Here is a 24,116-nt window from a genome sequence, read left to right as displayed (position 1 = left end):
GAGATATATAGGCGCAACTCAAAATATATCAGCGATTTTTAAAATATATCGACTTATCGACAAAACATGACAAAAGGAGTCTATTCCAAAATGCCTTTTGGGACAGACTCCAAGACTATATTATTTTTCCTTCAAAAAAGTACGATCCTTCAAGAATAAATTCCAGAAGAAAATAAATCCTGGTAATAAAATTGCAATCCCAATTGCGTATAGAATGAGCAGTGCATAGAACGTTTCTGTCGTTGTGAAGCTTGTAAATACAGTTACGTCAGGATAAATAATATACGGTAAATGCGCGACGCCGTAAGCGTAGCTTGCAAATGCATATTGAGCGACGACAGCTAAAACGGCAATGCGAGGGTATCCTAGTGTATTGTATTTTTTGTTTGTCCACCAAAGGGACGAGTATCCGATAACGAATAAAACAATAGAAACTGTAAACCACGGGAATTGCTTTATTAATCCTTGCATAAGCCAATGTGTTTCTGGGTCCATTACAACGAGGGCGATGATTGCTGTAACGAGCGTTGCAGGACCAAGAATGATAGCATTTCTTCTATAAATTCTATACGTATCTTCTGAACTTTGTTCTCTCGCAAAATCAGCAAGAAAGAGAGAGGAGAGAAATAGTTCAGACGTTAGTCCGAAAAGCATATAACAGTAGATAACCGGGCTAGAAAGAAGTTTTCCATACAGGAGTACTTCTTTTCCTTCAGACATTGTAATATAGGCTCCCTCTGTAACGGGTAAAACGGTAATTAATAGTGCTGGAATTAAGAGACCAGTAATACCTGAAATAACCCGAAGAAGGTACTGATATTTTGGCAAGGAGTAAGCAAATACCATAAACGTACTACGTACTGCAACGAGCACTAAAATTAACATAACTGGTACGAACATTACTGTCGCAAGAGTAAAGGCCGCTTTCGGAAAGAAGCCGAGAAATGCGACAACGACGAAGACGAGAAACGTATTTGTTACCTCCCAAGTTGGTGATAAGTACCGATTCGCAAGTTTAGCAGCGAGCGTCGGATGTTTTGCGTATACCATGCCCCAAAAACCAGCTCCAAAATCGATGGACCCTAGTATACTGTATACGAAAATAAGGGCCCATAAGATGATGATTGCAATACTTTCCTCATGCATGAGAATCGCCTCCTTGGTGTTGTAAATCATTCTTTAATGGATGTCTTCTAAAGAATGTCCGTAGAACAATGACTGTTAAAATAGCGAGTCCAATATATAAAATGATGAACAAAACAAATAAAGGACCGACGAAATCGGCGCGTGTAGATGCATCGACGGTACGTTGCATACCATAAATTGTCCATGGTTGACGACCGCTACAACTGAAAATCCATCCGAATTCAATACCGAGCATCATAATTGGTCCGCATGCGGCAGCCCCCCAAAGTAGCCACTTCGGTAGTTCTGTTCCCTTTTTTCGGTAAACGAAGTACCAATATAAGAGCGCAATTGCTGCAACTGCAAAGGTAAACGCAGCGGTGCCGACCATTAAGTTGAATAGTGTATGTGTATAAAATGGTGGCCATGTTTCTTGGGGAAATTCCTTTAGACCTTTTACGACAGTGCTAGGGTCTAGTCCCACTAATAAGCTAAGCATGTTGGGAATTTCAAGTGCATAGTTTAGTTCAAGTGTATTGGGATCCACAACTCCGCCAATGGATAGCGGTGCGTGTGATGTCGTTTCAAATAAAGCTTCAGCAGATGCAAGTTTTTCAGGTGAGTGTTTATGTAAGGCGATCGCTGATTCATGTCCTGAAAGCCACATCGTAGCGCCTGTAATAAATGTAACGACAAGCCCTAATAGCAGCCCTTTTTTATGATAAGCAATTTCACGTGTACTTAAATTTTTCTTCAATAATTTAAATCCAGCGATAGAAGCAATGACAGCCGCACCAGTTGCATAAGCCGTAATAACGACATGGAATGCACTTGTACCAAAACTCGGATTAAAGAAAGCTTTCCAAGGATCAACGTTAAAAACAGATCCATCTGGATTCATTGAAAAGCCTGCTGGTGTATTCATCCATGTATTTGCTGATGTAATAAGCACGGCGGATGCCGTGGCACCAAGCATGACGAAAAATAGCGAGATTAATCTCATAAATGGAGGAAGTTTATCGGCTGCATATACGTAAATCGACATGAATAAAGCCTCCAAAAAGAAGGCGAAAATCTCAATTTGGAAGGGAACAGAAATAACTTGCCCAACAATTTTGGCGAAACCAGGCCAAAGAAGTGAGATTTGCACACCAACGATTGTTCCAGTTGGAATTGCTACACCGAGAAGAATAGCAAACGCCTTTGTCCATCTTTTCGCCATAATGGCATAGTCGGAGTCTTTCTTCCAGTGATAAAGTATTTCGCTTATAAAAATCATCAATGAAAGTCCGACCCCAAGTGTTGCAAAGATAATGTGGAATGCTAATGAAGAACCGAAAAATGCTCTTGCTAATGTTACCGTATCCATATGTAAACTCCTCTTCTTTTTTGCCATTATTTTCTGATTGAATTGGAAGATTTATTCAAAAAAACTACCAAAAATATATATGTATTTAAAAAGTGAATATGATAATATAATGTTGTAATATTTTGAATAGAAAGAAATAAATAGTTGGTCATGTTTTGTTTGTTTTTTGCTCAGGAATCTTTTATAATCTTTTATGCGAACATAAGTTCTGTTTTTGGAATGAAGAAGTTTATGTGAAATGGAGAGGGTGTTTTATGTATCCTGAAGTCATTAAAAAGATGGCATTTTCAAAAGAGCATAGAGATTTATTATTGAAGCTATATAATAAAGAAATTACACGTCGTGAATATGATCGACTTGTACAATCGCTATATAAACCTTCTAAAGAGGTTTGCGAGGGATAGAAATGGGGGGAGACAATCTAATAGATTGTCTTTTTTAAATTTATGTATGTTCTGATAAAATTAAGGTTAGCCTTACTAGGGAGGTGAAAAGATTGCGTAAACGTTTATATATAGGGATTGGAGTTATCTTCTTAATCGCTTTAGGTGGAATTGTATTTTGGTCAGCTTTACAAGGAAACCGTACAGAAAATTTTATTTTAAGACATATGGTGAATGACAATGGAACACTTGCCACGTATCGTTTAGTAGATACTAAGGCAGGTACGGGTGAAGCTAAGGGACGTGAAGCTTTATCAGAATCGGCGGGATTATGGTTACAGTATACACTTGATAAAGATGATCAGGCGTTATTTGATGAGCAAGTAAAGGTTATTCAAGATAATTTCATATATAAGAATCATATTGTTTTATGGAAACTCTCTGAAAAGGGAGAGAGGCAGTCAGCTACAAATGCACTTATAGATGATCTTCGTATTATAGAACAATTATATCGTGCTTATGAAATGTATAAGGAAGAGCGTTATAAAAACCTTGCCGATCAATTAAGTGATGCTGTACTTCGTTATAATAAAAAAGATAATTATTATGTTGATTATTATGATGCAGATGCAGGGAAACAAAATAATTTTGTAACAACATCATACATAAATCCGCGTGCATTCTCCTATATGAAGAAGTACGGCAAAGTTTCTGCTCAGCAATATCAGGAAGTCGTTCAATTTTTAGCAGATTATCCAAGGCATGGCTGGGCATTCCCAAAAGAGTATAAAGAAGATGGTACATTTACGTACGATAAAGAAGTGAATCTTATTGACCAATCATACGTTGCATATCATCGAAGTTTAGGTGGTCTTTCATCAGCTGCTTATTTGGAATTTATAAAAAAGAAGTTCCAGGAGGATGGAAAGCTATACGGTCGTTACAATTTAGAAACGGGAAAACAAACTGTGAATTATGAATCGCCGGCCGCGTATGGACTAACGATTTTGTACGTACTACAAACAGGTGATACAAAGTTTGCGAAGGAATTGTATGATCATATGGCCACATTCCGAAATGACAACGTATTTAGTAGATATTACGGTGGATATGTAACAGGTGAAAATAATAATACGCATATTTTTGATAACGTACTACCACTTTTAGCTGAAATGGAATTAAAAAAGAGTGAACAATAAAAGGTGCCACCATATGAGGGTGGCACCTTTTATTTGTTCATATAATTTTACGTCCTAATATTAGAGAAGTAGTCAATCACGAATTCACGGAATTGCTGAGCTGTTTTTGATAAGTAGCGTTTTTTTGACCAACTTAATCCGATGGTTCGCTGACAAGTGGGTTCAATAATACGCAACTTGCTCGATGCTAAAGTAGAGTTTTTTAATAAAGTTAAACTTGGAACAAAAGCGATGCCGAGACCTTGCTTAATGAGGTCGCTAATCACGGTCGGTTCATCGACTTCAAAAGCAATATGTGGAGTGAAACCAGCTTCTTTACAAAATTCATCCGTTAAGTGCCGAAATCCATAGCCAGTGTTCATACTAATAAACGGTTCGTCCTTTACTTCATGCAGGTGGATATTTTCTCGGCCTGATAAACGATGGCCTGAAGGGACGACTAAGAAAATTTCTTCTGTAATAAGTGGTTCCCAAACAATTTCTTCCCCTTCAATTGGCACAGAGGAGATACAAAAGTCAATTTCTATATTATCTAGTTGTCGTTTCATAGAAGGAGTGGATGCAAGAAATTGTTGGAACCGAACGTTAGGATGTTCTAGTAAAAAAGAGCCAAGTAGTTCTGGTAATATTCTCGGAATAGAAACGGCTAGTGTAATAGAGCTTTGTTGTAATTCGGCTAAATCTTTAATTTCTCGTTCCCCTTCGCTTAATTCATGAAAAATACGCTCTATTCGTTTTAAAAATACTTTTCCGAAAGAATTTAAAGTAATCTGTCGACCTTGGCGATCAAATAAAGGAACGCCTAAATCCTTTTCGAGTCTAGCTATTGTTTTGCTGAGTGAAGGTTGTGCGATATGCAATTCTTCAGCTGCCTTTGTCATATGTTCTAGTCGTGCGACTGTCTGAAAGTATTTTAACTGGAGCAGTTCCATTTCGAGTCTCCTTTCTATAGACCAAAAGGAATGAATTAATAATTAAAGATGTATTATACAGTATGGAAAGTGACGTGTATAGTAAATCTGTTAAACCATTCTAATGGTGTTAAATTCGGAGAAGGAGTATGTTTCATGAAGGGAATTCAACTTGTATTTAAAGATTGGAAAGCGATGTGGCACCATAAACATGGACGTATCGCTTTAATTTTTTTATTAATCGTTCCGTTAATTTATTCAGGATTCTTTTTAGCTGGATATTGGGATCCGTACGGAAAATTAGATAAATTACCTGTTGCGGTTGTGAATTTAGATAAAGGTGCTGCGATGGATGAGAAAACAATTCATGCAGGAGACGATTTTGTAAAAAATTTAAAGGAGAATAAAGAACTGGCTTTTCATTTTGTATCAGAAAAAAATGCTGATGAAGGGCTAAAAGAAGATAAGTACTATATGGTTGTTACGATTCCAGCTGATTTCTCTAAAAAGGTAAGTACACTTATGGATGAGAAACCAGAACCAGCACAATTGCAGTACAAAGTAAATCCGGGTAAAAACTTTGTAGCAGCGCAAATTGGAACGACAGCTGTTGAAAATATGAAAACAAAAATTTCAAATAGTATTACGAAATCTTATACAGAAGGTGTGTTTTCAAAGTTTCAAGACTTAGCACAAGGGTTGAGTGATGCAAGTAATGGTGCTGGGAAGTTACATGAAGGAACGACAGATGCAAGAAATGGGGCAGATCAGCTTGCAGATGGTATTCATCGTTTAAGTGACGGGACATCAAAAGTGAAAGAGGGAAGTGAAAAACTTGCTTCTAGCAAATCAGCCTTAACTGACGGAGCGAATGAGCTAAGTCAAGGAGCAACTTCACTTCATAGCGGTATGGAGTTATTAGCACAAGGTGAAAAAACGTTACAATCAGGGGTTAGTGAATTAAGTGCTGGTACAAATGAATGGGTGAGCGGAAGTGAGAAGCTTGCTGAAGGCCAAGTAAAAGCGGATGGTGCAGCTAATAGTATAAAACAACAATTAGAAGAGTACGTGAAAAATCATCCAGAAGTGCAGCAAGATCCCGCTTTTCAAAAAATTGTTGCTACGTCTGATGGACTAGCTAAAGCAACAAGTATTTTAAATAATAGCCAACAACAATTAACACAAGGTGCGCAGAAGCTTGCAAATGGTCAGCATAAGGTTGAAGAAGGTATGAATACATTCGGAGTTAAGTTAAATGAAGCTACTGCTGGAACGAAAAAAATAGCAGATGGTGCTACAAATTTAGCTAGTGGATTTACGAAATGGGGAGCTGGATTTACATCATTACAAGAAGGTGTAAATCAACTTGCGAGTGGCGGAACAGAGCTGAATCATGGTGCTGATCAGTTAACGAACGGACTTGTTAAACTTGATGATGGTGCGAAAGAACTTTCTAGGAAATTAGGAGAGGGCGCAGAGAAGATAGCGGATATTCGTAATGATGATGCACGCAATACGATGTTCTCAGAGCCAGTTCAGTTAGTGAAGTCAACAGTTTCTGACGTGCCTAATTACGGTTCAGGTATTGCACCATATTTCTTATCGCTTGCATTTTATGTTGGCGGAATTATGGCATCGAATATTTTACCGCTTGGTCGCAGACAAAATATGAAGGTAAGCGGAACGGTACATTTTATTAATAAACTAGGATTGGTATATTTAATTGGACTTATTCAAGCGCTACTCGTAGATGTAGTTGTGCTAGGTGTTATGAAATTAGAAGTCGCAAGTGTGCCACTTTTTGTTTTATCAAGTATTGTTATTTCCTTTACGTTCATGACATTTATTCTTATGCTAGTAACAGTATTTGGTCTTGTTGGAAAGTTCTTAGCGGTAACCCTTCTTGTCCTGCAATTAGCGACGAGCGGAGGTACTTTCCCAGGAGAATTAAATATAGCTGTTCTTAGTAAAATTGGACAATTTCTCCCAATGTCTCATTCTCTTAGAGGATTACAAGATGTTATTTCTTTAGGAGATTGGTCGCAATTACAAATGCAAATTTTAATATTGTTATGTTATCTCGTTGTTGCCGGTGGAATTGCTTGGATTACGAGTCATATACAGCATAGAGAAACGAATGTAGAACAAGTTTCTTAAGATGAAATAAGCTATCCGATTTTTTCGGATAGCTTATTTTTTATTTACGTTCCATTACTGCAAAGTAATTATTTTCATTATCAGCAAAGTTGAATGCTCTACCAGTAGGTAAATCTACAACCTGTCCAACTGTGACATTTTTCTCAGAAAGATCTTTATATAGACGGTCTAAGTCATTTGAGAAGAACATAAGTGAAGGTGTATTTAGGTTTAGTTCAGGTTGCATCTTCGCGATTAACGCTTTATCGTGAAGGACGATGCTTGTTCCTGCTTCTTTCGCCGGTGCAATTTCAATCCAGCGGAATCCGTTTCCGTTATTTTCTTCCGCAATGATTTGGAACCCTACTTTTTCTGTCCAAAATTGTACTGTTTCGTCTTGGTTATTTACATATAGCATAATTTGTCCAACTTGATTAATCATAGGTGTCTCTCGCTTTCTTTTTATATGCGTATTATTATATCAAATATATGGCTTGAATAGTTTTTTATGATTTTTTCGGAATACAACCTTCGTCCATTTCACCTTTGTTGTAGGAGAAGGCCCTGTAATCCAAATATGAAATGGTATTGTGCTACAAATGACCATTGTTGAAATAGAGATAATGGCCGTTAACACAAATAGTAATAGGGTATATAATATAGTATTTTCTTGCAGCGTGAATAAGGAAAGAAGTTTTGTACATAGTTGCAAGAAGAATAAATGAGCTAAATAAGCACCATACGTGTAATTTCCAATGAAACGTAACGTTTTATATAAGAAACCACGACGCTGTACTATCATAATAGATAACACATACAGTATGATAATTTCGCATACGATATATAAAAACATAGATGGTTTTAAATAGGTAGAAACAGTTAAATGAATAGAGTTTGCTCCGTAAAAACTAAACAACTCATAATTGATGAATAAAAATAAGATGAAAAATAATATTGTTATAAGCGGGATATGTTTCATGACGAATAGCCGCCAAGTTTTTAGTGCTACAGCGGCGATGCCGCCCATAACGAAATAGAATGAGTAGAATAGAAATGATCGATCTGTATAATGTAAAATTGTTGAACTTGTTAATTTTTCTCCATTAAAAATATAGTGAGAAGAGAACCACATTAATAGAAAATATAGGCAAGCGAAAAAGGTCATATATTTATATATGTCTTTTTTATTTTCTGTTCGTTTTTGAAACCAATAAAAAAGTGTGCATAGTAAAGGGAACAATAAGTGAATTTGGAACATCATAATAACGTACCAAAGATGGGGCGCGGCTGTTCCGAGTAATAAACTTTTTATTCCGCCTTGTAACGTAATAAGATCATTTGTTGTTAATAAGTAAAGAATAGACCAAAAGAAATAAGGAATGAGTAAGTGTGTCGCTTTTTCAGAAATATATTCTTTATATACTAATTGCTTCGTATAGTGACGAATTAAGTGAAATCCAACGATAAATATGAATGCTGGTGCTGAGAATTTTGCAATATTAAATAGCATGCCCATAATGAGGGATTGCTCAAGTAAGACATTTCCTTGCTTCATTGTATATAATAACGAACTTTGCAAAACGACAGCGAGAAATGCAATGCTTTGCAAAACTTTAAATTCAGGTGCGCTTTGTGTCATCGTGTTCATCTCCTTTTCCATACATGATTATAGTACGGAGAATGGATAATGGATGTGGAATATTTGTGAAGATTGTAACAAATTTGTGGCGAGAGGAGCTATCAACTTATCAACAAATAACGAAAGAAAGAGGATGCTCTAAACGAGCATCCTCTTTCTATTAAGCAAATTTGTTTTTGATCCAATTCTTACCTTCTACAAGGCGAGCTGTCATTACCGCACAAGCGTTATCTGCTGTTACGTTTAACATCGTTGCAGGTGGATCAATGATTGTACTAATTGCTGCGATAATTGGCAGTGCTTCTGGCGGGAAACCGTATAGAGATACAATTAACATTTCACCGATCATACCGCCGCCGGGAATAGCACCCATTACTGTTCCTACTAATAGAGAAACAACAAGTGCGATTGCTAATGTTTTCGGTCCTTCGAATTCCATGTTGAAAATACCGAATAAGAAAGCAATTTTTAATACGCCACCTAAAACAGAGCCGTCTTTATGAAGTGTAGAACCAAGAAGGACAACTGTTTCACGAACGTCTGAAGAAATACCCATTTTCTTCGTTGCTTCTAAGTTCGCTGGAATACTTGCGGCACTACTACAAGTTGCAAGTGATGTAACTGTAGGAGAGACCATGTTCTTCCAAAATACTTGTACACCTTGTTTGCGACCTGCAAGGTATGCATAGAATGTGAAGAATACAAAGAAATAAATGAGAGAAGCAGGATAGTATACCATTGCTGCTCGGAAGTAAGTTCCAAGAAGTTGTGGTCCGAATTCGCCAACTAATGCTGCAAAGTAAGCAGCAAGTCCGATTGGGGCGTAGTACATAATGAAAGATACAACCTTCATTGAAATCTCTGCACCAGCCTGTAGGAATGTAGCGAATGGCTTTCCTTTTTCGCCAACTGCTGAAGTTGCAATCCCCATTAAGATAGAGAAGAAAATAAGAGCTAACATATTTTCACGAGATAGTAACTTCGAGAAGTCAGATACTGTTAAAATACCGACGATTTGATCTGCAACACTAACAGCTTTGCCGGCTTTGTCAGGTTGTGTTAGTTCTAGTACAACACCTTGTGCTGGCGGGAATATTTTCACAACAATAATCATAAAAATAGCAGCTAAAATACTTGTAAATAAGAAAGTCCCAGCCATACTAGACATAATTTTACCGAAACGTTTTAATCCATCCATATTAGCAATAGACGATGCGATGCTAAAGAACACTAGAGGTACAACAATCGTAAACATTAAGTTTAAGAAAATGTCACCAAGCGGCTTTAAAGCAACTGCATCGGCACCCATGAAATAACCAATGAAACCACCAATTAGGATAGAAGATAATAAAATAAGTGGAAAGCGATATGCCTTCATAAATATATCCTCCTATCAATTAAAAAAAGTCATACTGAATCATTATAGCGAGTTAGAGTTCTCTTTACTAGGAGAATACGGATAAATGGAATAGCGCGAAAACCAAGAAATTTTTGTTTTTAAGCTCGGCATACAGCAGGAAATCTAGACATATATATTTGTAACCTAGTGGTGGCAAGGAGTGCACCATAATTTAGGTAGAGAAAAAAGGGGAGGGAAGCGGGATGAATATTTTACTTTGCTGTGCAGCGGGAATGTCTTCCAGTTTGATTGTTACAAAGATGGAGAAAGCAGCAGAGACAAGAGGGATAGAAGTAACAATCTGGGCAGTATCAGGTTCTGAAGTGAATAGTCATATTGATAAAGCTGATGTCCTTTTACTTGGACCGCAAGTACGTTATTTATTACCGAAAATGAAAGAATTATGTAAGGATAAAGGGATACCTGTTGATGTCATTCAATCTGTTCATTACGGACTTTGTAATGGAGAAGCTATCTTGCAAGCAGCTTTGTCAATGAAACCATGAGGAGAGTGGGATAGATGATACGGTTTTTAGAGAAGTATGTGATGCCGGTAGCAGGGAAGGTTGCAGAGCAGAGGCATTTACAAGCAATTCGAGATGGAATTATTTTAACGATGCCTTTCTTAATTATTGGATCGTTTTTCCTCATTATTAGTGCACTGCCGATACCCGGATATAACGAGTTTATGGCAGGTTTGTTTGGTGAGAATTGGCAGAGAGCTTTAGGGTATCCAGTTAGTGCAACTTTTAATATAATGGCTTTAATAGCTGTTTTTGGAATCGCTTACAGGCTTGGAGAGTATTATAAAGTGGATGCTTTAGCATCCGGGGCATTGTCGCTTGTGACGTTTTTACTTGCGACGCCATTTCAAGTTGCATATATTATACCAAGTACAAAAGAAAGTGTACTTGTAGAAGGCGCTATCCCAGCTGCATTAATGGGAAGCCAAGGGTTATTTGTAGCAATGATTATTGCACTTATATCTACTGAACTGTATCGATTTATTGTACAAAAAAAGATAATTATAAAGATGCCAGAGACAGTTCCACCAGCTGTCACGCGTTCATTTGCGGCACTTGTTCCAGGATTTATTGTTGTAACAGTTATTTGGATTTTACGCTTAATTATAGAAAATACTTCTTTTGGCAGTATCCATAATATTGTAGGACAAATTTTACAGGAACCACTTAGTGTACTTGGTGCTAGTCTTTGGGGCGCAATAATAGCAGTTATTCTCGTTCATGTTCTTTGGTCGTGTGGAATTCATGGTGCTACTATTGTTGGTGGTGTAATGAGCCCCGTTTGGTTGTCGTTAATGGATCAAAACCGAGTCGCTTTTCAAGCTGGGCAAGATGTACCAAATACGATTACGGCACAGTTTTTTGACTTATGGATTTATATGGGCGGTTCTGGTGCAACGCTTGCTCTAGTTGTCGGAATGTTACTATTTGCACGAAGTCAACAATTAAAAAGTTTAGGGAGATTGTCAATTGCACCTGGTATATTTAATATTAATGAGATGGTAACTTTTGGTATGCCGATTGTAATGAACCCACTTTTACTAATTCCATTCATATTAGTTCCAGTTGTGTTAACAATTGTTTCTTACTTTGCAATGGAATGGGGATGGGTCGCACGTCCGAGTGGGGCCGCTGTACCTTGGACGACACCTATTCTTTTTAGTGGATATTTAGGATCGGGCGGGAAAATTTCAGGTGTTATTTTGCAACTTGTTAACTTTGCGCTAGCATTCTTCATTTATTTACCGTTCTTAAAAATATGGGATAAACAAAAACTGGCGGAAGAAAAGGGGGAGTAAAGAACTAAAATGGATACGATAGAGACGAAAGCTTTTCATTTAATCTTGCATGGGGGGAAACGCGAGAAGTTGTTCAATGGAAGCAATTGATTGTGCGAAGCGTGGGGAGTTTACAGAAGCTGAAGCTAAATTACAAGAAGCACTAGAGGAATTAAAAGAGGCGCACCGTGTACAAACGGAGCTTATCCAGAAAGAAGCTGGTGGCGAAAAGACCGAAGTTACTCTTTTAATGGTACACGCGCAAGATCATTTAATGAATGCAATTACGGTGAAAGAATTAGCGAGTGAGTTTGTAGAGTTATATAGGAAGATGTCGGTGGATGAATGAACCTTGCTTATGCAAGGTTTTTTTATCTTGAATTAACGGGCAGTAAAACACCCACTAATTAAAATTTCATTTTATGTATGTGCCTGTACCATCAGCGAAATGTTCATCCCACTGATGGTATTTTACAATCCTCCTTTTTTCGGATGAGTAAGAGTTATAATTAATCGGCAGTAACAATTTCTCCTATACCACGAATTAATCTTTTTATATGCATCCGCTCCGGTTTTAATATATTTACGATATAATCAATCGATATTTGTGGTTCAACGGTTGTACCGCAAGTATAACAGTCAATAGCTGCAAAATTTTGTTCCGGGTAAGTGTGAATGGAAAGATGGCTTTCTGATAATAACACTAATACAGTAACACCATATGGCTGGAACTCTTTTTTACTTACGTTTAAAACATGGGCACCAGAGTAATCTGCAGCTGTAACTAGATGATATTCTAAAAATTGCATATCATCTAATAGGGAAAAGTCCACTCCCCACAAATCTACTATTATATGCTTGCCAAAAGTAGAATATTCCATAGGGTAGCACTCCTTATTATAATATTGTCAAAACTTCATTTCCTGTTTGTAGCATTGATGTAAGATAAGATTTGATTCTGAATTTAAAAGAGCGAGGTTACGTTGTTCTAAATGTTCTTCTTTAAATTGAAATAAAGGAAAAAGAAGAGCAGGCAATGTTCGAGGAGTTGGTACTACATATAATTGTTCAATTTGATCGAGTACATGTGCAGAATTAGTAGCAAGATGAAATCCCCAGTCAGTTCCGAAAGAAGGAACGATTGTATGATAACTCTTCACAGTTAATCCAGCGTGTTCAATTGTATTACCGATACTCCAATATACTAGAGGTGCATCAGCAGGTGAATTAGATTGACAGACGAAAGCACCATCTTCTGTTAAGAATGTAGCTATACGAGCAAATAGTTCGCTTGTATATAAAGTACTTAATAATTCTGTCGCTGGGTCTGGAAAATCAATAATGATTACATCGTATAAAGATGAAGGTGAATTTAGAAATTCTTTTGCATCGCATACGTGCACGTTCACACGATTATCAAAAAAAGCATTTTTGTTTAAAGATACTATTTCTGGAACATTACGTGCCATATTAATCATTGCCTCGTCTAAATCAACAAGGTCTACATGTAGCACAGTTTCATATTTCAAAACTTCTCGTAAGGCAAGGCCATCGCCACCACCTAATATGAGAACACGTTTTGGATCAATTACTTTTGCCATAATCGGATGTACAAGTGCTTCATGATAAATTTGCTCATCAACGGAACTGAATTGTAGTTGCTTGTCCAAGTATAAGCGAACATCGTTTACTTGGACTAAATTAATATTTTGATAATTACTCTTTTCTTCAAATAGGCTCGTATGTTCACCAGCTTGTATTTCCTTTAGAGAAATTTCATCCCACACATCTAAGCTGTGTGAATCTGTAGGTACTATAGTTACATTTTCCGATTGTACTTGCTTATCTTGCTTATTCTGCTCATCCTGTTTGTCTTGTATATCATGCTTGTCCTGCTGTTCTAGTTCAAATTTGTCAGAGTCTAATTCAGAACGCTTGTCTTTTTTATAGCTTGTTATTCTATAAATCTTTATTTTGCTTTTTTTTCTATGTTTTGGCATAGGAATCCCCTTTCGAATTGTGTTATTTTATTCTATTTTATTTTATGTAATCTAGTAGAGTTTGCTTGGACAATAGAATAGATAGAAGACTGAGCCCAAGAAAATGTTGTTTTTTACTAGATTCCTACGATAAAAAAGTTTTTTTAGTGTTTTTTCATATTAAACACAACTAGACAACTAAACACTAATCTATTTTCATACAGTTATGTGTTAAAAGCGTGTTGTTTTATAACACACTGTGTGTTTTTTGGACGACACACTAATTGAAAGCGTTAACACACAAAGAAAATAGTCGAAAAAGTGCTGATTTTAGTGCTTTTAAAAAGTTGGCACGCTAATTGCATTAATAAATAGCGTAAAGAAAAATAAATAAAACATAAATTTTTTATACTACACAAGGGGGATTTTCAAATGAATATTTTATTATGTTGCTCAGCAGGGATGTCTACAAGTTTACTAGTTACAAAAATGGAAGCGGCTGCAAAAGCTCGCGGTTTAGAAGGCAAGATTTGGGCTGTATCTGGGGATGCAGTAAAAACGAATATCGATCAAGCAGATGTATTATTACTAGGACCACAAGTTCGTTACATGCTTTCTTCAATGAAAACGCTTGCTGATGAGAGAAACGTTGGAATCGACGTTATCAATCCAATGCACTACGGCATGATGAATGGAGAAGCAGTTTTAGATCACGCATTAACACTTAAAAAATAATTAGGGGGGAAGCGAAATGCAAAAGTTTATTGCATTCATGGAGAAATATATTGTTCCTGTCGCTGGTAAAATCGGGTCGCAACGTCATTTAGCTGCGATCCGTGACGGATTTATCGCAGTTATGCCACTTATTTTAGTTGGTGCACTGGCATCACTAATTAATGGTTTTCCATCTGAGGCTTTCCAAGATTTCATGAAAGGTTTGTTTGGTGAAACGTGGAAACAAGTTGGCGGTGGAATGTGGACTGGTTCTTTCGCGATTCTAGCACTAATCATAGCATTTACAACAAGTTATAACTTAGCAAAATCTTACGGCGTTGATGGTTTGTCAGCAGGTATTATTTCATTTGGTGCGTTAATTATTCTTACGCCAACAACACCGAAAGAAGGCGGATTGAACTTAGCTTGGACAGGTGCACAAGGGTTATTCGTAGCAATTATTGTAGCACTCCTTGTTACTGAAGTATTCCGTTTCTTCGTACAAAGAAACATTACTTTTAAAATGCCTGATGGAGTACCACCAGCAGTTTTAAGATCTTTCGCAGCTATAGTTCCAGCATTTGTTATCTTAACAGTAGTTGCAGGTATTCAATTAGCAGTGAAGTTAGCTGGTACAAGTGTTCATGAATTTATCTTTAATACGATTCAATCACCACTGCAAAGTTTAGCAGGGACATTACCAAGTGCAATTGTCATTGTACTCCTTGTTCATCTTCTTTGGTTCTTCGGTTTACATGGTCCAAATATCGTTGGTGGTATTATTGAGCCGTTATACTTACCAGCATTAGAGAAAAATATGAAGTTATTCCAAGGTGGCACATCTGCATTTGATGTTCCAAATATTGTTACAAAACCATTCTTTGATACTTTCGTATATCTTGGTGGTTCTGGTGCAACATTAGCGTTCTTAGTAGTTGTATTACTTGTAGCAAAAAGTGCACAATTACGCGGTGTATCTCGTTTATCAATTGGTCCTGGTGCATTTAACATTAACGAACCAGTAATCTTTGGTACACCAATTATTTTAAATCCAGTTTTATTCTTGCCGTTTATCATAACACCAATTGTATTAGTAATTACTTCTTATACAGCTATATCTATTGGTTGGGTACCAAAAACAGTTGCAATGATTCCATGGGCAACACCACCAATTATTAGTGGTTATCTTGTAACAGGTGGACATCTTTCAGGTGCAATTCTACAGTTATTCAACTTTGTAATTGCGATGGTAATCTACTATCCATTCGTTGTATTATGCGACCGTTCTGTTGTTCGTACTGAAAAAGCAGCAGCACAAGGAAATAATAATTCTGTACCTATGTAACATAGTAATTGTTCTCACAGACAACATAATCTGTGAGAACAATTACCTTTATATCATGTTCAAAAAGATGAAAAACATCTATATGAACACTAAACTATCATTAATAAATTCATACTTTAATAGACATGTTCAAACTGAAGGGGTATTTAAATCGGTTGAACCTTATAGAGAGGGCGGTAATTATGATGACTACAGCAGAACAAATTCCATTCCAATTGATTTTAAATAGTGGTAACGCACGAAGCTTTGCGATGGAGGCACTTCAATTTGCCAAACAGGGGAAAATGGCAGAAGCAGATGAAGCGATGGTAAAGGCAAAAGAAGCGATTAATGAAGCGCATCATTTCCAAACAGAGCTCATACAATCAGAAGCAAGAGGAGAAAAAACAGAGGTTAGTGTTCTTTTAATTCACGCACAAGATCATTTAATGAATGCGATTACAGTGAAAGAATTAGCAGCAGAGTTTATCGATCTTTATAAAAAGCTTGAAGCGAAAGGGGAATAAAGCATGACTGGAATTAAAATTGCTACAATCGGCGGTGGATCTAGTTATACACCAGAGTTAATTGAAGGATTTATTAAGCGTTATGATGAGCTTCCTGTTCGTGAAATTTGGTTAGTAGATATTGAGGCAGGAAAAGAAAAGTTAGAAATCGTTGGTAACTTAGCGAAACGTATGGTGAAAAAATCAGGCTTACCAATCGAGGTACATTTAACACTTGATCGCCGTGAGGCATTAAAAGATGCTGACTTCGTAACAACACAACTTCGCGTTGGTTTATTAGAAGCACGTGCAAAAGATGAAGCAATTCCGTTAAAGTATGATGTAATCGGTCAGGAAACGAATGGTCCTGGTGGTTTATTCAAAGCATTGAGAACGATTCCTGTTATTTTAGATATTTGTAAGGATATGGAGGAGCTCTGTCCAAATGCATGGTTAATTAACTTTGCAAATCCAGCTGGTATGGTAACAGAGGCTGTCCTTCGTTATACAAATATTCAAAGAGTAGTTGGTCTATGTAACGTTCCAATCGGAATTCGTATGGGTCTTGCAAGATTACTTGAAGTAGATGCAAGTCGTGTTCACGTTGATTTCGCAGGTTTAAATCATATGGTATACGGACTAGATGTATACTTAGATGGCGTAAGTGTAATGGACCGTGTGTTAGAGCTTGTGACAGATCCAGAAAAACAAATTACGATGGAAAATATCGCAGCGCTTAACTGGGAGCCAGACTTTATTCGCGGACTTCGTGCGATTCCATGTCCATACCATCGTTATTACTACAAAACACGTGAAATGTTAGAAGAAGAGAAAGAAGCTTCTGTTGAAAAAGGTACACGTGCAGAAGTAGTAAAACAATTAGAAAATGATTTATTTGAGTTATATAAAGACCCGAACTTAGATATTAAACCACCACAATTAGAAAAACGTGGCGGAGCTTATTATAGTGATGCAGCATGTAGCTTAATTACGTCTATTTACAATAATAAAGGTGATATCCAGCCTGTTAATACACGAAACAACGGAACAATTGCAAGCTTACCACATGATTCAGCTGTTGAAGTGAACTGTATTATTACGAAAGAAGGCCCAAAACCAATTGCAGTTGGAGACCTTCCAGTACCAGTTCGCGGTTTAGTACAACAAATTAAATCATTCGAGCGCACAACAATTGAAGCTGCTGTTACAGGGGATTATCATAAGGCGCTGCTTGCTATGACAATCAATCCACTTGTACCATCAGATAAAGTTGCAAAACAAATTTTAGATGAAATGTTGGAAGCACATAAAGAGTATCTTCCACAGTTCTTTAAAAAGGTAGAGAAGTAAAAGCGGCGCTATTTAGCCCGCTTTTTTTATTCTATTAGGAGGTATTATGATGATTAAGTTAATTGTAAATGCAGATGATTTCGGTCTTACAGAAGGTACAAATTACGGCATTATTGATGGGCATATAAATGGACTTGTAAATTCAACGACGATGATGATGAATATGCCAGGAACAGAGCATGCGGTACGCTTAGCGAAAGAGTATAACCTACTCGGAGTAGGCGTACATCTCGTATTAACGGCAGGAGAACCACTGTTAAAGGATGTACCGTCACTCGTAGGGGAAAACGGATCGTTTCATAAACAAAGTGTTGTAAGGGAAGGGAATATAAATCCAGAAGAAGTTGAGAGAGAATGGACTGCTCAAATTGAGAAGTTTTTATCTTACGGATTAACACCAACTCATTTAGATAGTCATCATCATGTGCATGGTTTACCGATTTTACATGATGTTCTTGAGAGATTAGCGGCTAAATATAATGTTCCGATTCGTCGTTGTGAGGAAGATAGAGCGGTGCATCCATTTTCTGATGTGTTTTACAGTGACTTTTATGCGGATGGTGTGACGGAAGATTACTTTGTGAAGTTAAAAGAAAGAGTACAAGGTGAACAAACGGTAGAAATTATGGTTCATCCAGCTTATATTGATCCAGAGCTTGTGAAGCGTTCTTCTTACGTAATGGATCGTGTGAAGGAATTGCGTATTTTAACAGAGAGTGAGTTGCCAGAAGGCATAGAGCTTGTGAAGTTTTAATAGAAAAAACGACGGCTACATCATGCCGTCGTTTTTTCTATTTATAAAATGGACAGAATATATCCGCCAAAGGCTCCCAGTATAACGATAACCCAAGGTGGTGTTTTCCAAAAAGCTAGTAAGCAAAAAAGAAGCGAAGCGAAAACGAAATCTGAAGCATTTATAACTGTACTCGTCCAAATAGGATCATAAAAAGCGGCAATTAAAATACCAACAACTGCGGCGTTAACACCAAGTAGTGCGCCTTGTATGAATGATATTTTTCTCACACTGTTCCAAAATGGTAAAACACCAATAACGAGTAAGAAAGCAGGGAGGAAAATCGCAATTGTTGCGAGTATTGCCCCAAGCGTCCCGTTTAACACTGCTCCTATATACGAGGCGAATGTAAATAGTGGTCCTGGTACTGCTTGTGTTAATCCGTATCCAGCTAGGAACTGTTCTTTCGTCATCATTCCGTTTTGTACGAACTCACCTTCAAGAAGGGGCAGCACGACGTGTCCTCCTCCAAATACAAGTGCGCCAGAGCGATAGAAACTATCAAATAAAGCGATGTAATAAGAAAACGGTCTTAATATCGGTAGCAGTAGTAATAGTCCAAAGAATAAGACGAGACAAGAAACTGCTATCTTTTTTGAAATAGGTACTTTTATATTTTGAGATTGGCTAATTGGTTGGTTGCGATATAAAAACCAACCGATAAAGCCACATATTATAATAAGGATGACTTGTGTCCAACTACTTGGCCATAATAAGGCAATTGCGGCAGTTACAATCGCAATCGTCGCACGGTTGCGATCTGGAGTTAACTTTCGCGCCATTCCCCATATGGCATGAGCGACAATAGCTACTGCTACAAGTTTTAGTCCATGAATCCAGCCAGCACTTCCAAGATCGAACTGATTAAGGAATGAGGCGAAGAAAACCAAAACAAGTACAGACGGTAAAGTGAATCCAATCCATGAAATAATAGCTCCTAATAGTCCGCCTCTTAATAATCCAACCCCCATACCGACTTGACTGCTGGCAGGACCAGGAAGGAATTGACATAGCGCTACTAAATCTCCATAGCTTCGTTCATCCATCCATTTTCTTTTTTGCACGTATTCGTGGTGAAAATAGCCGAGATGAGCGACAGGACCGCCGAATGAAGTAAGTCCTAATTTAAATGAGACGAGAAAAATCTCTAATAATGTGTGAAAGATGTGTTTGTTTTTTTTCAAAATAACCTCCTATAATGTTTTTCTATGTGCATTATACAAGAGACTTTCAATCTACAGGAATGATTTTAATGTAAAGATTTTGTGAATCTTTTCTTTGTAATTAAAATTGAAAAAGTCATAAATGATTATGTCTAAACCATAAAGTAGTAGAAGTAGTGCTGGGAAATTTATATAAGGAGAATGCCTTATGACAACACATTTCTTTGCCAGGTTAACAGGTAAGAGGGAAGTGCCTCCTGTAAATACAGAAGCTTTTGGGGTAGCAGAGTTTATTTTTAGTGATGATTTAACGAAATTGCATTACAGAGTAATACTAAAAAATATAGAAAAGGTTACATCGTGTCAAATTCATTTAGGGAAGTCTACTCAAATTGGTCCTGTTGTTTTATATTTGTATGGTCCACTGGAGCAAGGGATTAGTTTGAACGAGGGAAGTATTACTGGTGTAGTGAATGTAGAGGATTTTGAGGGACCTTTACAAGGGAAATCATTTGTACATTTACTTCAAGAAATTATTCAAGCAAATGTATATGTTAATGTCCATACGAAATCACAAAAAAGAGGAGAAATAAGAGGGCGAGTTAGAAAAGTAAAGAAGTAGAGGAAAAGGCTGTCCATATGTTGGAACAGCCTTTTCTCATTATATAAGGTGCTAGTTTTAGCGATTATTGTCGGTAAATCGATATGTTTTGAAAATCGCCGATATAACTCACGTTACGGTCGATATTTTTAAAAACGGCCTCAATTAATTTTTAACAGGCTGATTTTTAATAAAGAAGTCCATAACGTAAAATACTTCGTCATCAGGTATTTGTATTTCAAATGTATTTTCAATCGGTTGCAATGCTTTTTTTACTTTCATATACATCCAGTATTCATCTTGTCTTCTTTTCTCTTTATCAGGGTGAGGAAGAAGGCTTTCTCCTTTTTGAAGACGGTCAACCATACAGCTCATATGCAGAATAACCCCCATTAAGCTATCAGGAGTTAGCTGTAAGGAAATTAATTCTTGAATTGTATTTAATGCGTAACGAATTGTTTTAATCAGTAATGCCCCATCGTTACGCTGCATTTGTTGTTCAAGAATATCCGCCATTTTTGCATATGTTTCTTCATACGTAATTAATTCTTGAATGGGCTGAATCGCTGTGTAGTTTACGATGTCTTGGAAATGATATGTTAAGCACGGCACTTGCACATCGAAATTCGTGACGATACAAATGATATTACGCTCTTTTTTTATGTTCTCGATCATTTTCGTTAAATCTTTTTCATGGACGATACTAATCGGAATAATTTCAATTAAGTCTTTATCAAATCGTAAATAGTTCTCTAACATTTTTTGAATAGCTAAAGCACTTCCTTCACCAGTTAAACAAGCTGTTAAAATAACAGATTTCATTGGAGAGAGAGGTTTTTTCTTTTCTTCTTGTACGTTTAAGTAAAACGGTGTTAAATTTTTTACTGTTTCATACAGCGCATCTAATGAATAACCGAGCTGAGCTTTTCGAGCTGCTTCTAGTGCATGTGGTGTGCTCGTCATCGAGAGAACACGTACAGGGATTTTGAACTCCGTTTCTAATATGTCACCGATATAAGCAAGTGACCCCATATCGACAAGTAAGAGAAGCCCATTTACATTTTGTAGTGTTTTCATATACACTTTCACACGTTCCAAGAAATCTTTCGGTGATTCGTGTAACGGCATATCAATACCGGTTACTTCCTCAATGCCGAGAAGTTCGTTTGCAACGTTTGCCATTTCAGTTGCGATACCATTACCGTGTGCTAATATTAATACTTTTACTTCTGTTTGTGAGGCAGGAATTGGATCAACAACGAAGAACATTGTTAAAAAGCCAGCTTCATCAATAGGCATTGTTATTTGTAATTCTTCCTCCAGTAGTTGAATGCATTGCATAGCTACGGAAAAAGCTTCTTTATATTTCGTACGAATTTGATTTAATTGTGGGTGATGTATTTGTTTTCCGCTTTGTAAACGTTGTAGAGTTGTCTGTACATGTAAACTTAAAGCAAGAAATACTTTTTCATCAAACGTCTTAGATAAATGCTTTTCAGCAAGTTCCGCTATTTTTTCACATACGGAAACGATATTACGATCCACAATTTTAAAAACATTTTCATGGCTTGTTTTTTTGGATATTTGGTTAAAATATTGTACGAAAAAGCTTTGAACATCATTTTCTATTAGTAATTCTAATTCTTCCTCTTCAATACCACGTGCTTGAAGTTCTTCGTATTTATAATCAATATAATCGTAAATAGAAGAGCGTTTTTCATCTTCTGTTTTATGATTACTCCAACCTTCCTCACCTGTAAATACAAATGTTTCATTTGGTATTTGGTATAAGTGACGGCTCTTTCTTTCAATGAACAACCCTTCTTTCATATACCAAGGTAAATCTGTACTTGAAACATAGACAGAATCACGTTTCTTTGTGACCAAATCAGAATAGGCTTTCGCACATGCAATTTGAACATCTGTTTTTAATTGACCGATGTTATTGGGACAATTGTAAAAGACGAAAGCACGCATTGCATTTGGGCTAACGTGAATGTCTTTTCGCAGACGAATTGCTTCATTTGTGAAAAATAGCTGTAGTAAAGCAAAGCGCTCTTTATGTGTACGCTCACGAAGTGGTGGCAGCGTAACAGTCATCGGTATACGTCTTGTAAATGTTTTTAATAAAAATGAATTTGGTTCTTCTGTTGTTGCAGTAATGATTAATACTTGTGCTTTACGTTCGTTCTCTGTTTCTCCAAGGCGGCGGTATACTCCGCGGTCAATAAAGGTGAAAAGCATTTCTTGTCCCTCTGGAGGCAGGCGATGTACTTCATCTAAGAAAAGAATTCCTTCATGTGCTTTTTCAATTAACCCTTTTTGATCACTTGCTCCTGTATAAGCTCCTTTTTTAATCCCAAATAATTGCCCGAGTAGTAACTGGGGATTATTTGCATAATCAGCACAGTTAAAGACGATAAATGGTGCATCTTTGGGAAGCTGTTCAACTTCAATTGCATATTCGTGCATTAAAGAAGCAAACATAGACTTTCCGACCCCTGTTTCTCCCAGTAGTAAAGTATGCATACCGTTTGGAGGATAGAGAATAGAAGCTTTCGCTTTTTCAATTGCAATTTTAAGGCTCGTATTTTCAATTGCAAATGTATCTAATGAAGTTATGCCTTTTGAATGCGTTTCCAACGAAGTGTTCGTTTCTATGTAAAAACGAACAGGTCGCGTATTTGTTTTTAATAAACGTTTATCTTTTACAAGTTTGTTTAAATCGCTACTTACATTGGCACGATCTAGTTGCAGAAATGTAGCGAGTTCTGATGCGGTTACACCTTCTGTATAATTGCCTTTTTGTATTGCGTTAAAAATGAGATCTATTCGTTTCATTTCTATTCACCTCGAAACTTCATCACTATTTAAAATTTTACACAAAAATGGGAAGGGTGGGAAGAGAAAAATAAAACAGCTTTAGCACATAGGCACTAAAGCTGTTACAATCTTGTGTCTTTCCAAAAATTTACCTTGAGATGAGAAGAAGGATTATAGGGAAGAAGTTTGTATCCTTGTGACTGTAAATAATCAATTACTTTTGGCAGTATTTGTACGGTTACACTCGAATCATGCATTAAAATGACTTCGACTTGTTCATCACTTTGATTACGTACTCTTTCGAGTATGGCAGAAGGGTTGTCATAGCTTTTCCAGTCGTATGTATCGATCGTCCAATCCCACATTTTATACTGGGCCGATACAAGTGCGTCACGGTAATTCTTTTTTAAGTAAGGCATACTACCATATGGAACGCGAACGAGATGTGTATTTAATTTCGTAACTTGCTGGACAATGCTTTGTGTTTGCTCCATTTCTGCAATTAAAGTGGAAGGGTCACCAGTGTAAAGGCGTTTTACATCATGTGACATACTGTGAAGTCCGATATAATGTCCGTCTTTAATTAATCGTTGCATTGTCTTTTTATAATGTGGTACTTTTCCACCAATAACAAAGAAAGTTGCTTTTCCGTTCTTTTCTTTTAAGATGTTTAAAATTTGTGTAGTATATTTGTTTGGTCCGTCATCAAATGTTAAGTACGCAATTTTTTGTGTAGGAGAAGTTGTTCCAGTATTTGGATGATATTCAGCAGGAATAATAGTTGTTGCTTCAGTATTAGATGATACGTACATAGTAATCGTTAAAAATAAAATAATACATTGAAATACTCGCTTGATCATAACATTCACCCTCAGTTTGACAATCAAGATGTAAAAAAGAA

22 protein-coding genes and 1 pseudogene are annotated in these 24,116 nt (G+C 36.8%); 12 read left to right on the top strand and 11 right to left on the bottom strand.

All coding sequences use genetic code 11. From position 1 onward, the window contains the following. Positions 1–120: 120 nt before the first annotated feature. Together NST90_RS24760 and cydA are read right to left on the bottom strand one after the other, a co-directional pair. A complete protein-coding gene (locus NST90_RS24760; protein WP_000544187.1) occupies positions 121–1,146 on the bottom strand; it encodes a cytochrome d ubiquinol oxidase subunit II in 1,026 nt (341 codons plus the stop codon). Beyond that, complete coding sequence (gene cydA / locus NST90_RS24755; RefSeq protein WP_000381978.1) at positions 1,139–2,494, bottom strand: cytochrome ubiquinol oxidase subunit I; 1,356 nt, start codon at positions 2,492–2,494, stop codon at positions 1,139–1,141. The genes NST90_RS24760 and cydA overlap by 8 nt, the downstream gene beginning before the upstream one ends. Before the next feature lie 254 nt (positions 2,495–2,748). On the opposite strand from cydA, the gene NST90_RS24750 reads away from it, so the two are divergent. Together NST90_RS24750 and NST90_RS24745 are read left to right on the top strand one after the other, a co-directional pair. Beyond that, a complete protein-coding gene (locus tag NST90_RS24750) occupies positions 2,749–2,898 on the top strand; it encodes a hypothetical protein (protein ID WP_000283179.1) in 150 nt (49 codons plus the stop codon). Positions 2,899–2,990: 92 nt separating this feature from the next. Next, positions 2,991–4,076, top strand: coding sequence for a hypothetical protein (locus NST90_RS24745; RefSeq protein WP_001231662.1), 1,086 nt, complete (start codon positions 2,991–2,993; stop codon positions 4,074–4,076). Between the two features lie 47 nt (positions 4,077–4,123). On the opposite strand, the gene NST90_RS24740 is transcribed toward NST90_RS24745, so the two are convergent. After that, a complete protein-coding gene (locus NST90_RS24740) occupies positions 4,124–5,008 on the bottom strand; it encodes a LysR family transcriptional regulator (RefSeq protein ID WP_231009298.1) in 885 nt (294 codons plus the stop codon). A 135-nt stretch (positions 5,009–5,143) separates the two neighbouring features. Between NST90_RS24740 and NST90_RS24735 the strand changes: the two genes are divergently transcribed. After that, a complete protein-coding gene (locus tag NST90_RS24735) occupies positions 5,144–7,144 on the top strand; it encodes a YhgE/Pip domain-containing protein (protein WP_000676364.1) in 2,001 nt (666 codons plus the stop codon). A 40-nt stretch (positions 7,145–7,184) separates the two neighbouring features. Here NST90_RS24735 and NST90_RS24730 read toward each other — a convergent pair whose 3' ends face one another. The 3 genes from NST90_RS24730 to NST90_RS24720 all read right to left on the bottom strand — a co-directional run bounded on the left by NST90_RS24730 (position 7,185) and on the right by NST90_RS24720 (position 10,140). Further along, entirely contained in the window at positions 7,185–7,565 is a 381-nt protein-coding gene (locus tag NST90_RS24730) for a VOC family protein (protein ID WP_000610162.1), read from the bottom strand. A 39-nt stretch (positions 7,566–7,604) separates the two neighbouring features. Then, positions 7,605–8,762, bottom strand: a complete 1,158-nt coding sequence (locus NST90_RS24725; protein ID WP_283748278.1) for an acyltransferase — start codon at positions 8,760–8,762, stop codon at positions 7,605–7,607. A 160-nt stretch (positions 8,763–8,922) separates the two neighbouring features. Continuing rightward, positions 8,923–10,140: a dicarboxylate/amino acid:cation symporter gene (locus NST90_RS24720; protein WP_000649362.1), complete on the bottom strand. Its 1,218-nt coding sequence runs from the start codon at positions 10,138–10,140 to the stop codon at positions 8,923–8,925. 224 nt (positions 10,141–10,364) lie between these two features. On the opposite strand from NST90_RS24720, the gene NST90_RS24715 reads away from it, so the two are divergent. The 3 genes and pseudogenes from NST90_RS24715 (at position 10,365) to NST90_RS24705 (ending at position 12,311) form a co-directional block, all read left to right on the top strand. Then, positions 10,365–10,667, top strand: a complete 303-nt coding sequence (locus NST90_RS24715; protein ID WP_001023557.1) for a PTS sugar transporter subunit IIB — start codon at positions 10,365–10,367, stop codon at positions 10,665–10,667. Positions 10,668–10,681: 14 nt separating this feature from the next. Continuing rightward, the gene (gene celB, locus NST90_RS24710) at positions 10,682–11,983 is read left to right on the top strand and encodes a PTS cellobiose transporter subunit IIC (protein ID WP_000617789.1); all 1,302 of its coding nucleotides are present in this window, start codon (positions 10,682–10,684) and stop codon (positions 11,981–11,983) included. A 9-nt stretch (positions 11,984–11,992) separates the two neighbouring features. Further along, positions 11,993–12,311 (top strand): annotated as a pseudogene (locus NST90_RS24705) (PTS lactose/cellobiose transporter subunit IIA). Between the two features lie 160 nt (positions 12,312–12,471). Here NST90_RS24705 and speD read toward each other — a convergent pair. Then, positions 12,472–12,843 (bottom strand): adenosylmethionine decarboxylase, encoded by a 372-nt coding sequence (speD, locus tag NST90_RS24700; RefSeq protein ID WP_000456823.1) that lies wholly within the window; start codon positions 12,841–12,843, stop codon positions 12,472–12,474. 27 nt (positions 12,844–12,870) lie between these two features. Further along, positions 12,871–13,962: a polyamine aminopropyltransferase gene (locus NST90_RS24695; RefSeq protein WP_044306535.1), complete on the bottom strand. Its 1,092-nt coding sequence runs from the start codon at positions 13,960–13,962 to the stop codon at positions 12,871–12,873. A gap of 411 nt (positions 13,963–14,373) precedes the next feature. Between NST90_RS24695 and NST90_RS24690 the strand changes: the two genes are divergently transcribed. From NST90_RS24690 to chbG, 5 genes are all read left to right on the top strand, one after another. After that, positions 14,374–14,676: a PTS sugar transporter subunit IIB gene (locus tag NST90_RS24690; protein ID WP_001023569.1), complete on the top strand. Its 303-nt coding sequence runs from the start codon at positions 14,374–14,376 to the stop codon at positions 14,674–14,676. A gap of 16 nt (positions 14,677–14,692) precedes the next feature. Then, entirely contained in the window at positions 14,693–16,000 is a 1,308-nt protein-coding gene (gene celB, locus NST90_RS24685) for a PTS cellobiose transporter subunit IIC (protein WP_001168822.1), read from the top strand. 182 nt (positions 16,001–16,182) lie between these two features. Continuing rightward, positions 16,183–16,506: a PTS lactose/cellobiose transporter subunit IIA gene (locus tag NST90_RS24680; RefSeq protein WP_000989055.1), complete on the top strand. Its 324-nt coding sequence runs from the start codon at positions 16,183–16,185 to the stop codon at positions 16,504–16,506. Positions 16,507–16,509: 3 nt separating this feature from the next. Continuing rightward, complete coding sequence (celF, locus tag NST90_RS24675) at positions 16,510–17,835, top strand: 6-phospho-beta-glucosidase (protein WP_000145762.1); 1,326 nt, start codon at positions 16,510–16,512, stop codon at positions 17,833–17,835. A gap of 49 nt (positions 17,836–17,884) precedes the next feature. Beyond that, positions 17,885–18,589, top strand: coding sequence for a chitin disaccharide deacetylase (gene chbG, locus NST90_RS24670; protein ID WP_000593496.1), 705 nt, complete (start codon positions 17,885–17,887; stop codon positions 18,587–18,589). A 41-nt stretch (positions 18,590–18,630) separates the two neighbouring features. On the opposite strand, the gene NST90_RS24665 is transcribed toward chbG, so the two are convergent. Beyond that, positions 18,631–19,812, bottom strand: coding sequence for a chromate transporter (locus NST90_RS24665; protein ID WP_025710210.1), 1,182 nt, complete (start codon positions 19,810–19,812; stop codon positions 18,631–18,633). Between the two features lie 187 nt (positions 19,813–19,999). On the opposite strand from NST90_RS24665, the gene exsM reads away from it, so the two are divergent. Next, positions 20,000–20,413 (top strand): exosporium regulatory protein ExsM, encoded by a 414-nt coding sequence (gene exsM / locus NST90_RS24660; protein ID WP_000207046.1) that lies wholly within the window; start codon positions 20,000–20,002, stop codon positions 20,411–20,413. Between the two features lie 144 nt (positions 20,414–20,557). On the opposite strand, the gene NST90_RS24655 is transcribed toward exsM, so the two are convergent. Next, on the bottom strand, positions 20,558–23,233 hold the full coding sequence (locus NST90_RS24655) for a sigma-54-dependent transcriptional regulator (RefSeq protein WP_000820971.1): 2,676 nt from the start codon (positions 23,231–23,233) through the stop codon (positions 20,558–20,560). Between the two features lie 104 nt (positions 23,234–23,337). Then, entirely contained in the window at positions 23,338–24,075 is a 738-nt protein-coding gene (locus NST90_RS24650) for a polysaccharide deacetylase family protein (protein WP_000597148.1), read from the bottom strand. Positions 24,076–24,116 lie beyond the last annotated feature (41 nt).

Origin of the sequence: Bacillus sp. FSL E2-8900 (genome assembly GCF_037966225.1) — a bacterium.
In the GTDB taxonomy this organism is placed as follows: Bacteria; Bacillota; Bacilli; order Bacillales; family Bacillaceae_G; genus Bacillus_A; species Bacillus_A cereus.
This window is presented reverse-complemented; position numbering and strand designations above follow the sequence as displayed.

Excerpts from the sequence above, each read along its gene's own strand:
- NST90_RS24740 (WP_231009298.1), bottom strand. The coding sequence starts at position 5,008 with ATGGAACTGCTCCAGTTAAAATACTTTCAGACAGTCGCACGACTAGAA.
- NST90_RS24735 (WP_000676364.1), top strand. The coding sequence starts at position 5,144 with ATGAAGGGAATTCAACTTGTATTTAAAGATTGGAAAGCGATGTGGCAC.
- NST90_RS24655 (WP_000820971.1), bottom strand. The coding sequence starts at position 23,233 with ATGAAACGAATAGATCTCATTTTTAACGCAATACAAAAAGGCAATTAT.
- NST90_RS24650 (WP_000597148.1), bottom strand. The coding sequence starts at position 24,075 with ATGATCAAGCGAGTATTTCAATGTATTATTTTATTTTTAACGATTACT.
- NST90_RS24750 (WP_000283179.1), top strand. The coding sequence starts at position 2,749 with ATGTATCCTGAAGTCATTAAAAAGATGGCATTTTCAAAAGAGCATAGA.
- NST90_RS24730 (WP_000610162.1), bottom strand. The coding sequence starts at position 7,565 with ATGATTAATCAAGTTGGACAAATTATGCTATATGTAAATAACCAAGAC.
- exsM (WP_000207046.1), top strand. The coding sequence starts at position 20,000 with ATGACAACACATTTCTTTGCCAGGTTAACAGGTAAGAGGGAAGTGCCT.
- NST90_RS24695 (WP_044306535.1), bottom strand. The coding sequence starts at position 13,962 with ATGCCAAAACATAGAAAAAAAAGCAAAATAAAGATTTATAGAATAACA.
- celB (WP_000617789.1), top strand. The coding sequence starts at position 10,682 with ATGATACGGTTTTTAGAGAAGTATGTGATGCCGGTAGCAGGGAAGGTT.
- cydA (WP_000381978.1), bottom strand. The coding sequence starts at position 2,494 with ATGGATACGGTAACATTAGCAAGAGCATTTTTCGGTTCTTCATTAGCA.
- NST90_RS24760 (WP_000544187.1), bottom strand. The coding sequence starts at position 1,146 with ATGCATGAGGAAAGTATTGCAATCATCATCTTATGGGCCCTTATTTTC.
- chbG (WP_000593496.1), top strand. The coding sequence starts at position 17,885 with ATGATTAAGTTAATTGTAAATGCAGATGATTTCGGTCTTACAGAAGGT.
- NST90_RS24725 (WP_283748278.1), bottom strand. The coding sequence starts at position 8,762 with ATGACACAAAGCGCACCTGAATTTAAAGTTTTGCAAAGCATTGCATTT.
- NST90_RS24690 (WP_001023569.1), top strand. The coding sequence starts at position 14,374 with ATGAATATTTTATTATGTTGCTCAGCAGGGATGTCTACAAGTTTACTA.
- celB (WP_001168822.1), top strand. The coding sequence starts at position 14,693 with ATGCAAAAGTTTATTGCATTCATGGAGAAATATATTGTTCCTGTCGCT.
- NST90_RS24680 (WP_000989055.1), top strand. The coding sequence starts at position 16,183 with ATGATGACTACAGCAGAACAAATTCCATTCCAATTGATTTTAAATAGT.
- NST90_RS24715 (WP_001023557.1), top strand. The coding sequence starts at position 10,365 with ATGAATATTTTACTTTGCTGTGCAGCGGGAATGTCTTCCAGTTTGATT.
- NST90_RS24720 (WP_000649362.1), bottom strand. The coding sequence starts at position 10,140 with ATGAAGGCATATCGCTTTCCACTTATTTTATTATCTTCTATCCTAATT.
- celF (WP_000145762.1), top strand. The coding sequence starts at position 16,510 with ATGACTGGAATTAAAATTGCTACAATCGGCGGTGGATCTAGTTATACA.
- speD (WP_000456823.1), bottom strand. The coding sequence starts at position 12,843 with ATGGAATATTCTACTTTTGGCAAGCATATAATAGTAGATTTGTGGGGA.